This is a genomic window from Nocardiopsis sinuspersici, assembly GCF_001998325.1.
Taxonomy (GTDB): domain Bacteria; phylum Actinomycetota; class Actinomycetes; order Streptosporangiales; family Streptosporangiaceae; genus Nocardiopsis; species Nocardiopsis sinuspersici.
This window is the reverse complement of record NZ_MCOK01000001.1, coordinates 5,031,727-5,045,188: the sequence shown is the minus strand read 5'-3', so window position 1 is coordinate 5,045,188 and position 13,462 is coordinate 5,031,727. Positions and strand designations below refer to the sequence as shown.

Sequence of the window (13,462 nt, the reverse complement as noted above, 5' to 3'; positions counted from 1 at the left end):
GCAGCAAACTAGGTGCGCCTTCCCCGCCGGGGGATAGGGGTGGTGAACACACCCCGTGCCGGAGACATGTGGTCGGCGCCCATGGGTTCCGGTCGGGTTGTGGACTTCCCACTGGTTGCGGGCCTGTGACCGTGGTCTCCCGTACATGTCGCGCCCGTCACGGCGTGGCTAGGCTCCCAGCCACGGTGCACCGAACCCCGCCCACCGTTCGGAGATCCCCTCGGAGGTAGCCCCCATGGATTCCGCAGTGCCCTCCACCCACCGTCCTCCACCGCTCCCGTCCCCCGGGCGGGGACGGGCCGCCCTCTCCCTCACCGCCGCCCTGGCCACCGTCGCCGTCGCGGTCGCCGCCCTGCTCATCGCCCCGGCCCCGCGCGCCTCGGCCGCCACACTCACCCAGGTCTCCTCGTTCGGCACCAACCCCGGCAACCTGTCGATGTACGCCTACGTGCCCGACGGGCTGCCCGCCGACGCGCCCCTGGTCGTGCTGCTGCACGGCTGCGCACAGGACGCCGCCGCCTACCACGGCCACTCCGGCTGGGCGGAGCACGCCGACGAGCACGGCTTCGCCCTCGTCTACCCCGAGCAGAAGTCCGCCAACAACTCCACGAGCTGCTTCAACTGGTTCGAGCGCGGCGACACAGCACGCGACTCCGGTGAGGCACGCTCGGTCCGCTCCATGGTCGAGCACGCCGTGTCCTCCCACGGACTGGACGCCGACCGGGTGTACGTCTCCGGGCTCTCCGCCGGAGGCGCCATGGCCGGGGAACTCCTCGCCGCCTACCCCGACCTGTTCGCCGGGGGCGGCATCGTCGCGGGGATCCCCGTGGGCTGTGCGAGCAGCATGATCGACGCCTTCAGCTGTATGAACCCGGGTAAGACGAGGACCGCGCAGCAGTGGGGCGACGCCGTGCGCGCCAAGAACCCCGGCTGGAGCGGCCCCTGGCCGCGCGTCGCCGTCTGGCACGGCACCTCCGACACCACGGTGGCCCCCGCCAACGGCGAGGCCGGTGTGAGCCAGTGGACCAACGTGCACGGGCTGTCCGGCGGCCCCGACGCCACCGAGCAGTTGACCGGGTCCACCAGCGCCGCCTACTACGGCGGTGACGCCGACAGCGCGTCCGTCGCCCACTACACCGTCTCCGGCATGGGCCACGGCACCCCCGTCGACCCGTCCGAGGGGTGCGGCACGGCGGGCGCCTACTTCCTCGACACCGTCTGCTCGACCGGGTACACGGTCGACTTCTGGGGCCTCGGGGACGGGGGCGGCGATCCCGGTACGGACCCGACGGACCCGCCGACCGAGGAGCCCACGGATCCGCCGACGGAGGAGCCCACGGATCCGCCGACGGAGGAGCCCGAGCCCGGCGTGTGCGTGACCGACGACAACTACGGCCACGTGTCGGCGGGCCGGGCGGTCCACCGCCTCGGGCGGACCTACGCCGTCGGCTCCGACGACCCGCTCGGCCTGTGGAACGTCTTCGTCACCACGTCGGTGACCGAGACCTCGCCGGGCTACTGGGAGCACACACCCGGAGGCTGCTAGGGCGGTTTCCCCGAGGCTCCGCTTCGCCTCGTGCCCGGACGCCGGGGGTACGGGAACCCCCGGCGTCCACGGTGCGCCCGTGAGGTAGGGGCGGGCGCGCCCGCGGGATCCTCCGGGACCCCGTCGGCGCCCTCGCCACCCCGGCGGCGCAGGACCGAGTCCACCGGACGGAACCTAGGCCCCGCCCGTCCGGAGGCCGTCACCGCCGCGCGCCAGGCGCCCGAAGTGGCCCACGGCCGCACCGAGCGCGAAGTGCGCGGCCTGGTGCTCCGTCATCGGGACCACGCCGGCCGGGACGGTCACCCGGAAGGGGAACTCCTCGTCCGGCCGGATCCGGAAGTCGTCTATCACTCCCTGGGACAGGAGCATGGTCAGGGCCTCGCGGACTCGGCCACTGCGGTTGTCTGACGCCCAGATCGACATGTCCCCAACCCTAGCTCCGCCCGGCCCGGCTCTCGGGGAAACGGGGACAGGGGCGGCGGACACCGGCGGTTCCGGGGCCTCGACGGCCGGGGGCGGGCCGCGACCGCGGCCCGCCCACCCTCCGGAGACGGGCACGACCCCCGTGGCGCCCGTCTCCACCGCCGACCGCCGCCGGCGTCCCCCGACGGACGGCGGTGGCGGAGCCCGTCCTGCCTCAGCCGTCCTCGTGCAGCCGGGCCTCGCCCGCGAGCACGTTCGCGGTCAGGCGGCGCAGCGCCAGCCTCGTGGCCTCGAACTCCTCCTCGGGAAGATCGATGACCCTGCCGATCGCCTCCGGAATGCCCTCGGCCCTCTCCCTCAGCCGCCTGCCCTCGTCGGTGAGGACGACGCGGACGGAGCGCTCGTCCCGCGGGTCACGGCCCCGGTGCAGCAGCCCTCGGACCTCCAGCCGTTTGAGCAGCGGAGTGAGGGTGCCGTAGTCCAGTTGGAGCACGGACCCGAAGTCCTTGACCCAGCACTCACCGCGCTCCCACAGGAGCATCATCACCAGGTACTGGGGATAGGTCAGCCCCAGGGGCTCGAGCAGGGGCCGGTAGAGGTTGACGACCGCACGCGACGCGGCGTAGAGCGCGAAGCACATCTGCTCGTCGACGGCGGGAAGAGGGAAGTCGCCCGCGGGGGCGGGGGATCGGTCGGGCATCGTCACCATGGTAGTTACCTCATGCCCGATATTCAAAGCTCGCAATTACTTTGCGCGCAACGAATATTGGTACGGAGTCCCGATGAAGGTCCCGGCGGGCGTCCGTGCAGGTCGGAAAAGGCGTCGGCGCCGAGACCGCCTCCTTCCCCAACGCCTATGCATCGGGAGGAAAGGGAAGGAGGGGTTCGTGTCCAGCTCAGCCGTACGGATTCTGGTCCGCCGGAACCCTCTCGGATCTACTGGCGCGGCTCCTGGTACGGCAGCAGGCGCTTGACCACCTTGCCCGTGGCGTTGCGCGGCAGCTCGCCCAGCACCACCACGTCGCGCGGCACCGAGAACCGGCCGAGCACGTCGCGCACGTGAGCCCGCACCCCGTCCGGATCCACGCTCCCGCCCTCGTGGGGCACCACGAAGGCCGCGAACCGCTGCCCGAACTCCTCGTCGGGCACACCCGCCACCACGACCTCCCGCACCTCGGGAAGCGTCACGATCGCCTCCTCCACCGGCCGGGGGAACACGTTCTCTCCACCCGAGACGATCATGTCGTCGTCCCGGCCCGCCACGTGCAGCAGCCCGTCCGCGTCCATGTGGCCCCGGTCTCCGGTCTCCATCAGCCCGTCCGCGAACCTCTTGCTCCGCCCGTTCGTGTAGCCGTCGAAGAGCATGTCGTTGCCGACGTGGATCGACCCCTCGGTTCCCGGCGGGACCTCCGCGCCCTCCCCGTCCAGGACCGCGATCCGCGTTCCCAGCGGCGGCCGGCCGGCCGTGGTGGGAGACGTGCGCATGTCCTCGGGCGTGGCGATCGTCGCCCACGACACCTCGGTCGACCCGTACAGGTTGTAGAGCACGTCCCCGAACCCGTCCATGAAGTCCGTGATCAGCTTCGGGCTCATCGCCGAGCCGCTGCACGCCACGACCCGCAGCGACGAGGTGTCGTACCGCTCGCGCGTCTCCCGGGGCAGGTCCATGATCCGCCGCAGCATCACCGGCACCGCGAACAGCGCCGTGCACCGCTCCTCCTGCACCGTCCGCAGCACGTCCTCGGGATCGAACACCCGGCGCGTCACCAGGGTCGCCCGCATCGACATGCCCAACTGCACGCCCGCCAGTCCCCACGTGTGGAAGATCGGCGCCGAGACCAGGATGCGGTCCGAGGAGCGCAGCGGGATGCGGGACAGCACCGAAGCCGCGTCCTGCGGCCCCTTCGGGGTCGGCCGCCGCGCGCCCTTGGGCGCGCCCGTCGTCCCCGACGTCAGCACGATCAACCGGCCCGGGCTCTCCGGCGGCGGCGGATCGTCCTCCGCGCCCTCCTCCGCCCGCCACGGCACCCGCGGCCCCTCCGCCGGCGGCTCGCCCCAGGCGGTCACCCGGACCACCTCCGGCGGCAGTTCCGAGCACAGCTCGCCGAACTCGGCGTCCGCGATGACCAGCGACACCCCGTTGTCCGCCGCCGCCGCGGCCAACTGGTGCGCCGACAGCCCGGTGTTCAGCAGCACGGTGTCCGCGCCGAGGCGGCCGCAGGCCACCATCGCCTGCACGAAACCGCTGTGGTTGCGGCACAGCACGCCCACCCGCGCGTCCGGCCCCACCCCCAGGCGGTGCAGGTCCCGGGCCAGCGCGCGGCCACGCAGGTTCATCTCGTGGAAGGTCACGGGCCCCCGCTCGTCGATGACCGACACGGCGTCGGGCACGCGCTCGTCCGCGGCGGCGTAACCGCCGGCGATCGTGGCGCCCCACGTGCGCAGGGCACGGAGCTGGCGAACGATCCTGTCGGGGCGCCCGGGGCCGAGCACGCCGGCGCGGACCAGGACCCGCACCGTCCTGAGGGCCTGGAACAGTCGTGGGGTTGCGGACGGTCCTTCGGCGTTGGTCGCCATGGTGTCTCCGGGAGCGGACGGGACGGGCGAAGCCTTCCGCGCCTGCCGGGGAGCCTTCGCCTCGTGACTCCCCGGAAGTACTGCGACCGTAAGCGAGGAACCCGCGCCGTTTCTCCGTCCCCGGGTGAGTCCCCACCCGCGCGTAGTTGTCACTCCGGTACGAAGCCACGGGCCGTGCCAGGACCGGCCCACGACGGACCGGTGTGCGCCGGGCCCGGACCACGTGGCCGGACGGCCCATGCCTGCCCGGCCACGTGGCCGGGCAGGGCCTTACCAGGGCGTATCGGCCGCGCCGGGTCACATGTCGATCGACATCGCCTCCCCGCTCGGCTCCGAGGCGCCCTCCTCCGGCTCCAGCGACACACGCAGCTCCTCGGGGCTCCCCATGTCCTTGGCCATCCCCGAGTACCGGCCGCCCGCCGAGGGTTCGAGCATCCCCGCCGGACGCACGTCGCCCTCGTCGGCCCACCACATCTGGTAGGCCATCCCCCGCGGCGCGGACGGCAGACCCTCCACCACCAGCATCGCCGCGTCCATCTCGTAGGAGGCGAAGACCGTCGCCCGCGCGTCTCCGAGCGGGGCCTCCACCATGTTCGTGTCGGAGGCGGCGAGCAGCTCCTCCATCTCCGCCGCGTGCCGGGACTCGGAGTCCATCCGCTGGCTCACCGACACCAGGGATCCCGCGAGTACCACCGCGACCAGCGCGCACGCCGCGGCCACCATCCACGGCAGCCACCGGGACCGGAGCGGCAGGCGTCGCACCACCCCGGTACGCGGGCGGCCGCCCCGCTCCGACGCGTCGGCCGGCGGCAGTTGACGGGTCCGCAGGGCGGCCCCGCGGACCGCCTCCCACACCTCGGGCCGCGGTTCCCGCGTCTCGGCCCCGGCCAGGCGCACCGCCGTCTCCCGGAAGTCCGCCAGGTCGCGCCGGCAGTCCTCGCACTCCGCCAGGTGCTGCTCGGCGGCCTCCGCCTCCGCCGGGTCCAGGGCGTTGACCGCGTACCCGGCGGTCAGCCCGTGCACACCCGCCTCGCTCATACGCCCACCCCCAGGCAGTCGCGCAACCTGATCAGACCGTCGCGCAGTCTTCCCTTGACCGTGGTCAGAGGGACCTTCAGCAGGTCGGCCGCCTGCCGCTGCGTGTATCCCGTGTAGTACGTGAGCCGGACCGCCTCGCGCTGGGTCTCGGTGAGCCCGCGCAGGCACCGGCGTACCTTCTCCCGCTCCAGACGGTGCTCGACCTGGTCGGGAACGGAGTCCCGCGGAGTCGCCTCGGACTCCAGGCGCCCCGCGGCGGCGAGCCTGGTCGACGCCGCCTGCTCCGAGCGCACCCGGTCCACCGCACGCCGGTGCGCGATGGTCAGGACCCACGCCGACACGCTTCCCCGTGACCGGTCGTAGCGGGCGCAGGTCCGCCAGACCTCCAGGAACACCTCCTGGCAGACCTCCTCGGCCTGCGCCTCGTTCAGCATGACCCGGCGGGCGATGCCGAACACCGGACCGGACAGCCGCCGGTAGACCCCCTCGAACGCGGCCAGGTCACCGACGGCGGCCTGTTGGAGGAGCCGCGCCAGGGGTTCGTCCCGCGCGCCTCCGCCGCCGGGAGGTTCGGCCTCCCCGTGCTCCCACTCGGCCGTCCGCTTCATCGGCCACCACCTCTTCCGTGCCTGCACAGGCATTCGGCGCCGTCGCCGGTCCGGTGACTCCAGCTTGGCGGACTTTACACACTCGTTACCATTCTGGCTGTCGCCCCACCCGGCTCCGCACCGAACCGGGGGCATGTCCGACACCAGTCGCAGCACCCGCCGGGGACCGGCCGCCGTCGCCGGGCTCGTAGCCGCCGCGTCCGCGCTGGCCGTGGCCGAGGCCGCCGCCGTGGCGCTGTCGCGCCCCACCAGTACACCCCTGCTGGCCGTCGGGGACACGGTCGTCGACCTCACGCCGCTGCCCGTGAAGCAGTTCGCCGTCGACACCTTCGGGACGGCGGACAAGCCCGCCCTGCTCATCGGGACCGCGGTGCTCCTGGCCCTGGCGGCGGCCCTGGTCGGAGCGGCCGCAGGACGCAGGAGGACCGTCGGCCTGGTCGGGATCGCCGCCTTCGCGGCCGTGGGACTGGCCTCCGTGCTCACCCGGCCCGGGAGCGGGCCGCTCGACGCGCTGCCCACCCTCGCGGGCGCCGCCGCCTGTGCCGGGGTCCTCCTCTGGCTGCTCGGCGCCGCGTCCGAACGCGGCGGGAGTCCACGTGCCGCGGACGGCGCCGCCCCCTCCCCCACCCCGTCCACCGGCGACCGGGAGGACGCGCCCGCCGGGTTCGACCGGCGCCGGTTCGCCCTGCTGGCCGGCGCCGCGGCCGCGGCCTCCGCCGGCACGGGGATCGGTGCCCGGCTCCTGACCGCCTCGGCGCCCGCCGCGGGCCTCACCCCCGGCAACGCGGTACTCCCGCGACCGGGCGACCGGGCCGCACCGCTCCCCGACGGCGCCGACCTGGAGCTGGACGGGCTCGCACCCTTCTTCACACCCAACGCCGACTTCTACCGGATCGACACCGCCCTGTCGGTGCCGCGCGTCGACGCCTCCACGTGGTCCCTGCGCGTCCACGGCCTGGGGGTCGGCCGGGAACGGGTCATCACCTACGCCGAACTGCTGGACCGTCCCGACCTCCGGGAACGCGACATCACCCTGGCCTGCGTGTCCAACCCGGTCGGCGGCTCCTACATCGGCAACGCGCGCTGGATCGGCGTGCCGCTGGCCTCCCTCCTCGCCGAGAGCGGCGTCCGCTCCCCCGCCGACGGCGGACCGGCCGACCAGCTCGTCTCGCGGTCCCAGGACGGGATGGCGATCGGCACGCCCGTTGCCGACGTCATGGACGGGCGGGAGGCCATGCTCGCGGTCGGCATGAACGGGCGCCCGCTGCCCTACGAGCACGGGTTCCCCGTCCGCATGGTCGTCCCGGGCCTGTACGGATACGTGTCCGCCTGCAAGTGGATCACCGAGATCGAGCTGACCACGTTCGACGCCTTCGACGCCTACTGGGTGCCCCGGGGCTGGTCCGCGCGCGGGCCGGTCAAGACCCAGTCGCGCGTGGACACCCCCCGCGACGGAGCGGACCTCGGCCGGGGACGGACCACCGTCGCCGGAGTGGCCTGGGCCCAGCACACCGGTGTCGACCGGGTGGAGGTGAGCGTCGACGGCGGGCCGTGGACCGAGGCGAGGCTCGCGGAGGAGGACACCGTCGACACCTGGCGGCAGTGGGTCCTCGACTGGGACGCCGGGCCCGGAGAGCACCGGATCGCCGTCCGCGCGACCGACCGTGACGGACACACCCAGACCTCCGACCAGGCCCCGCCCGCCCCTGACGGGGCGACCGGCCACCACACCGTCACCGTGACCGTGGCCTGACCTGGCCGCACCACAGACCCCCGGGCCCGAACGGACCCGGACGACCCATCGCGACAGCGATGACAAGGAGAAGAGAGCACATGCGCACGATTCCCTCGAACCAGCTCAGCCGACTCCTCGCGGGCGGGGCCGTCAGCCTCGTCGCGGTCTTCGGCCTGGCCGCGTGCAACGACGGCGCCTCCGAGGGCGACACCGTGGAGAGCGAGGAGATGTCCGAGGAGCCGATGGACGAGGAGATGTCCGGCGGTTCCACGGACGAGGAGATGTCGGAGGAGTCCATGGACGACGGGATGTCCGAGGAGCCGATGGACGAGGAGCCCATGGACGAGGAGATGTCCGAGGAGATGTCCGAGGAGTCCATGGAGGGTGAGGACATGTCGGAGGAGCCCATGGAGGACGGGAACTGACGCCTGGTCCGCGAGGGGACCGCCGGTGTGCGGCGGCCCCCTCTGACATGACGACCGTGTCCGGGCCGCGGGGACGATCACGCACGCGGCCCCGCGGCCCGGAGGAACGGAACTGCTCCCCGGCCGGGCCCTATCCGGTCACGGTGATCGGCGAGGACGGGTCGTCGGCGTTGGTCACCTCGTAGGTCGCCTGGAAGGGCGCCTCGGTCGCGTCGGTCGGGCAGCCGAAACCGCCCGTCACCTCGACCGGGGCCGCGGTGTCGAAGGCCAGCGTCGAGGCCGGGTCGCCGTTGGTCCACGTGCCGCCGATACCGACCGGACCGTTGGGACTGACCGTCGCGGTGCACGAGGACAGGCCGCTGGTGGTCACCACGATGCCCCCGGCGGGGATCACCATGGTGCCGACCGACGGAGAACCGTGCTGCATGGTCATCTCCCACACCGGGTCGTTCACGGCGACCGTCGCGTACACGAACGGCACGTTGGTCGAGCAGTCCGTGAAGTCCGGGGCGTTGATCGTGGAGGAGACCGCGCCGGCGGAGTTGTGGTTGTCGGGAGCCGCGGGCACGAGGTTGTTGCCGTTGCCCGGGGAGGTGGACGAGGCCTGGCAGGTCACCACGACGCTGCCTGCGGTGAAGGTGGCACTGCCGCTCAGCGCGGCCTCGAAGGCCGCGCCGGCGGGCGCCACGGTGGTCGGACCCTGCTGGGCGGCGGCACTGCCGCCCCAGGTCAGCGCCAGGACGCCGGCCGCGGCGGCGGCGAGGAGGACGCGAGCGGGGGCTATCGGTCGCGGAACCGACATGAGTACTCCTTGTGTGTAACGGCCGGTGGGCACACGAGTGCGCCGACCGGGCGGGATACAGAGGTACGCGCCGACTCGGTAGACGTGGTTTTCCTGGTGGACGACCGGGAACACGCGGGTCCGGGTTCGCTCCCGCGTGCCCCCGGAAGATCGGTGGGGCACGGTTCGGACGGTCTGCGCTCCGCGGGGACTCACCCCTCGGGGCGGGGAACGGCCGGGGACGGGAGGACCGGTGCGTCCGGCCCCTCGCCGCCCTCCGCGTCCGTTTCCCCGGGCGCTTCCCTCCGTGCCTGGTCGTGTGGGCGCCGCCTCCCACGCCGCCGCCTCCCACGCGGCGGCCGGGACACGGGACGCCAGGAGAAGGCCAGGCCGCCGCCGACCAGTGCCAGCAGCGTGCCGATCACCAGGCCGCCCAGGTTGGAGAGGATGAGCGCGCCCAGGCCGAGGAACCCGGCCAGCGAACCGGTGATGACGTGCTGGTTCGGGGTGAACCAGGTGACCAGGCCGAGGACGACGAGCATGCCGCCGAACATCAGCGAGGACACTCCGCCGATCCCGGTCTGGATCATCAGTTCCACCGGCATCGCGACGAACGACACCATGACGGCACCGGAGAGGATCATCAGGAGCCCTCCTGCGAAGGGGCGGCGCTTGCACCATCGGCGCCACGCCGTCCCCAGGCTCCGCGACGACCTCAGAAGCACTCGCTCTCCCCGAGGCTGATTCCCAGGCTCAGCCCGGAGAGGCGGAAGGTTCCTGCGCTGGCCGCCCTGGCGGTCTGCTCCAGGTCCTCCACGACGATGGTGTCGGACTGCATGCCGAACAGGTCGTTGAACCCCTTGGCCCCCTCGGGTCCCTGGTCGAGCGTGCCCGCGTCGCGGCCGATCTCCATGTTCTTGAACTCGGCGTTGCCGTCCATCTGGGACATGTCGATGACCAGGTTCTCCGCGATGACGGGGGTGCCCTGGTCGCCGGCGGTCAGTTCGAGCGAGATCTTGCCGATGATGGGGAACTCGGTGAGGACCGACTGGCACAGGCCCTCGATCTCCGCGTGCCTGATCCCGGCGACGGCCACGGGAACGGCCTCCTCACGGACGGTCTGGTCCAGCCAGCCGTACTGGACGAAGCCCTCACCGTCCAGTTTGTCGGCGGAGATCTTGAAGTCCTGTCCGGAGACGGTGAAGGAGGCCGCGAGCGCGCCCTGGGCCATGGCGATCAGAATGCCGCCCACGGCGACACTCGCCGGGATGGAGAAGAGCGCGAAGCGTTTCCAGCTGGTGTGGCTCCCAGGAACCTCGGTGGCCTCGACCGGGTCGTCGGCCACGCCGGGGGATGTGGTGTCCATGCAGGTCCTTCCGTGGGTGCATGGCCGCGCTGCGCCTGCCTTCCCCCGAAGGCACGCGGCCTGGTCGTGGTCGTCCCCGTCCAGCGGGGTGCCACCGGACCAGAATCCGTTCCAGTAACGCTGCACATCATGTATCGGCCCCGGAGGAATTTCAAGGGTGTTTCATCAACTTTCTCCGCCTTTCCACATATGTGCTGGTAAACGCACTCCTGATTGGTGAAAAACGCTCTGGCCTGCGACAACACCGCAATAGGCGGGGGTGGGGTGAAGGCGGAGGAAGAAGATCTCCCCATTCACATCCCGGTCCGTGTCCCGAATCGGTCACGGCTTGAACCAGAAGGTCATCCGGGGCGATCCGTTCTTTGTCATTTCGGTGAGTGCCCGTCCGGGGCACCCTCCTCAACGAGGTGAGCCCTTCTCCGGCACGTGGGGAGGAGGTGGCCGCTGATGCTCGTGTGAAGCGGTGCGCGGCGAGCTCCCTACGCGCGGGACGGGGGACGGCGGGACGGCGGGACGGAAGGAGGAAGGGGAGAGGAGGAGGGGCGCCGGCGCGCCCGGTGCGAGCCGTACCCGCGCGGACGCGGGCCCGGGGGTCCCTTGGCGGGCGGGGAACGTGCGCCGTACCCGCACGGGGGCGGGGAGCGTAAGGAGCGAGAGCGCCTGGAGGAGCCTCGGACGGATCGGGAGAGGGAGAGATCGGGAAAGGGAGAGGAGAGACGAGGGGCCTGGAGCCTTCGGCGGGGGGCCTCCGGAGAGTGGGGTTGTGGGGCGGTCCGTCCCGTCGGCGGAAGTGCGCGCGAAGGTGTGAGTGGCGACACAGCGTTTCGGTTTGCTCGGTGTTCCGGGCAGGGGTAGTGTTCACCGAGTCGCCACGGGACGGCGGGGATCCTTCGGGGTCACCCGGAACCGGACCGGTCAGGCGACAGCGTCTTTCTCTCCAAGCCGAACTGGTTCGAGCACTGCTTTCGGGCCGGTAAGCTCGGAGGGCGCCTCCACGGAAACGCGGAAGCGAAACGGGCTTTACCCCGATCAGGAACACACAAACCGCCGGTTTGGCGGAATGCGGAACACCTGATAAAGTGAAGACACAACAAAGCGGAAACGCACAACAGCGCCTTCCACGGAAAAGCGACAGACTCGCAAGGGTCGGGCTTGTACGGGATGAGCGGTTGTTTCTTGAGAACTCAACAGCGCGTGTTTGATTTTCTTTAAGCCATGTTTGTTTTGGCCCCACCACACTTCGGTGTGGAGGGTTCCTTTGATGAACCGGGGCAACCCGGTTGGTCAGGATTACTTCTAGGTTTACCCGCCCAGGCCTCGCGCCGGGCAGGGTTGAGTGACCTTTATGGAGAGTTTGATCCTGGCTCAGGACGAACGCTGGCGGCGTGCTTAACACATGCAAGTCGAGCGGTAAGGCCCTTCGGGGTACACGAGCGGCGAACGGGTGAGTAACACGTGAGCAACCTGCCCCTGACTCCGGGATAAGCGGTGGAAACGCCGTCTAATACCGGATACGACCCATGGTCTCCTGACCGTGGGTGGAAAGTTTTTCGGTCGGGGATGGGCTCGCGGCCTATCAGCTTGTTGGTGGGGTAACAGCCTACCAAGGCGATTACGGGTAGCCGGCCTGAGAGGGCGACCGGCCACACTGGGACTGAGACACGGCCCAGACTCCTACGGGAGGCAGCAGTGGGGAATATTGCGCAATGGGCGAAAGCCTGACGCAGCGACGCCGCGTGGGGGATGACGGCCTTCGGGTTGTAAACCTCTTTTACCACCAACGCAGGCTCCCGGTTCTCTGGGGGTTGACGGTAGGTGGGGAATAAGGACCGGCTAACTACGTGCCAGCAGCCGCGGTAATACGTAGGGTCCGAGCGTTGTCCGGAATTATTGGGCGTAAAGAGCTCGTAGGCGGCGTGTCGCGTCTGCTGTGAAAGACCGGGGCTTAACCCCGGTTCTGCAGTGGATACGGGCATGCTAGAGGTAGGTAGGGGAGACTGGAATTCCTGGTGTAGCGGTGAAATGCGCAGATATCAGGAGGAACACCGGTGGCGAAGGCGGGTCTCTGGGCCTTACCTGACGCTGAGGAGCGAAAGCATGGGGAGCGAACAGGATTAGATACCCTGGTAGTCCATGCCGTAAACGTTGGGCGCTAGGTGTGGGGACTTTCCACGGTTTCCGCGCCGTAGCTAACGCATTAAGCGCCCCGCCTGGGGAGTACGGCCGCAAGGCTAAAACTCAAAGGAATTGACGGGGGCCCGCACAAGCGGCGGAGCATGTTGCTTAATTCGACGCAACGCGAAGAACCTTACCAAGGTTTGACATCACCCGTGGACCTGCAGAGATGTGGGGTCATTTAGTTGGCGGGTGACAGGTGGTGCATGGCTGTCGTCAGCTCGTGTCGTGAGATGTTGGGTTAAGTCCCGCAACGAGCGCAACCCTTATTCCATGTTGCCAGCACGTAATGGTGGGGACTCATGGGAGACTGCCGGGGTCAACTCGGAGGAAGGTGGGGATGACGTCAAGTCATCATGCCCCTTATGTCTTGGGCTGCAAACATGCTACAATGGCCGGTACAATGGGCGTGCGATGCCGCAAGGTGGAGCGAATCCCTAAAAGCCGGTCTCAGTTCGGATTGGGGTCTGCAACTCGACCCCATGAAGGTGGAGTCGCTAGTAATCGCGGATCAGCAACGCCGCGGTGAATACGTTCCCGGGCCTTGTACACACCGCCCGTCACGTCATGAAAGTCGGCAACACCCGAAACTTGCGGCCTAACCCTTCGGGGAGGGAGTGAGTGAAGGTGGGGCTGGCGATTGGGACGAAGTCGTAACAAGGTAGCCGTACCGGAAGGTGCGGCTGGATCACCTCCTTTCTAAGGAGTCTTTTGCAGGCCGACTGTTTCCTATGGTCGGCCGGACTCAAAAGTGGACCCGTCACCCTCTGGGGTGCTCGGGAGTGGCT

Annotated in this window: 11 protein-coding genes and 1 rRNA gene; 4 read left to right on the top strand and 8 right to left on the bottom strand. The window is 70.3% G+C overall.

What is annotated here, in order from left to right; translation table 11 throughout:
- The first annotated feature begins 235 nt into the window (after positions 1-235).
- Positions 236-1,546, top strand: a complete 1,311-nt coding sequence (locus NOSIN_RS21880) for an extracellular catalytic domain type 1 short-chain-length polyhydroxyalkanoate depolymerase (RefSeq protein ID WP_077692537.1) — start codon at positions 236-238, stop codon at positions 1,544-1,546.
- Between the two features lie 174 nt (positions 1,547-1,720).
- On the opposite strand, the gene NOSIN_RS21875 is transcribed toward NOSIN_RS21880, so the two are convergent.
- From NOSIN_RS21875 to sigK, 5 genes are all read right to left on the bottom strand, one after another.
- A complete protein-coding gene (locus NOSIN_RS21875) occupies positions 1,721-1,969 on the bottom strand; it encodes a hypothetical protein (RefSeq protein WP_077692536.1) in 249 nt (82 codons plus the stop codon).
- Positions 1,970-2,183: 214 nt separating this feature from the next.
- Positions 2,184-2,678: a MarR family winged helix-turn-helix transcriptional regulator gene (locus NOSIN_RS21870; protein WP_179809993.1), complete on the bottom strand. Its 495-nt coding sequence runs from the start codon at positions 2,676-2,678 to the stop codon at positions 2,184-2,186.
- 227 nt (positions 2,679-2,905) lie between these two features.
- Positions 2,906-4,546: an AMP-binding protein gene (locus NOSIN_RS21865; RefSeq protein WP_077692535.1), complete on the bottom strand. Its 1,641-nt coding sequence runs from the start codon at positions 4,544-4,546 to the stop codon at positions 2,906-2,908.
- A 297-nt stretch (positions 4,547-4,843) separates the two neighbouring features.
- Entirely contained in the window at positions 4,844-5,584 is a 741-nt protein-coding gene (locus NOSIN_RS21860; protein WP_077692534.1) for an anti-sigma factor, read from the bottom strand.
- A complete protein-coding gene (gene sigK / locus NOSIN_RS21855) occupies positions 5,581-6,192 on the bottom strand; it encodes an ECF RNA polymerase sigma factor SigK (protein ID WP_077692533.1) in 612 nt (203 codons plus the stop codon). Before sigK ends, NOSIN_RS21860 begins: the two co-directional genes overlap by 4 nt.
- Positions 6,193-6,325: 133 nt before the next feature.
- Between sigK and NOSIN_RS21850 the strand changes: the two genes are divergently transcribed.
- Positions 6,326-7,945, top strand: a complete 1,620-nt coding sequence (locus tag NOSIN_RS21850; RefSeq protein ID WP_077692532.1) for a molybdopterin-dependent oxidoreductase — start codon at positions 6,326-6,328, stop codon at positions 7,943-7,945.
- A gap of 80 nt (positions 7,946-8,025) precedes the next feature.
- Positions 8,026-8,352, top strand: coding sequence for a hypothetical protein (locus tag NOSIN_RS21845; RefSeq protein ID WP_077692531.1), 327 nt, complete (start codon positions 8,026-8,028; stop codon positions 8,350-8,352).
- Positions 8,353-8,482: 130 nt separating this feature from the next.
- On the opposite strand, the gene NOSIN_RS21840 is transcribed toward NOSIN_RS21845, so the two are convergent.
- The 3 genes from NOSIN_RS21840 to NOSIN_RS21830 form a co-directional block, all read right to left on the bottom strand.
- Positions 8,483-9,154, bottom strand: coding sequence for a hypothetical protein (locus NOSIN_RS21840; RefSeq protein ID WP_077692530.1), 672 nt, complete (start codon positions 9,152-9,154; stop codon positions 8,483-8,485).
- A 191-nt stretch (positions 9,155-9,345) separates the two neighbouring features.
- Positions 9,346-9,834 (bottom strand): DUF6114 domain-containing protein, encoded by a 489-nt coding sequence (locus NOSIN_RS21835; RefSeq protein WP_170293748.1) that lies wholly within the window; start codon positions 9,832-9,834, stop codon positions 9,346-9,348.
- A 14-nt stretch (positions 9,835-9,848) separates the two neighbouring features.
- A complete protein-coding gene (locus tag NOSIN_RS21830) occupies positions 9,849-10,499 on the bottom strand; it encodes a DUF6230 family protein (protein WP_077692528.1) in 651 nt (216 codons plus the stop codon).
- Positions 10,500-11,841: 1,342 nt separating this feature from the next.
- On the opposite strand from NOSIN_RS21830, the gene NOSIN_RS21825 reads away from it, so the two are divergent.
- Positions 11,842-13,373: ribosomal RNA gene (locus NOSIN_RS21825) — 16S ribosomal RNA — on the top strand.
- The last annotated feature ends 89 nt before the right edge of the window (positions 13,374-13,462 follow it).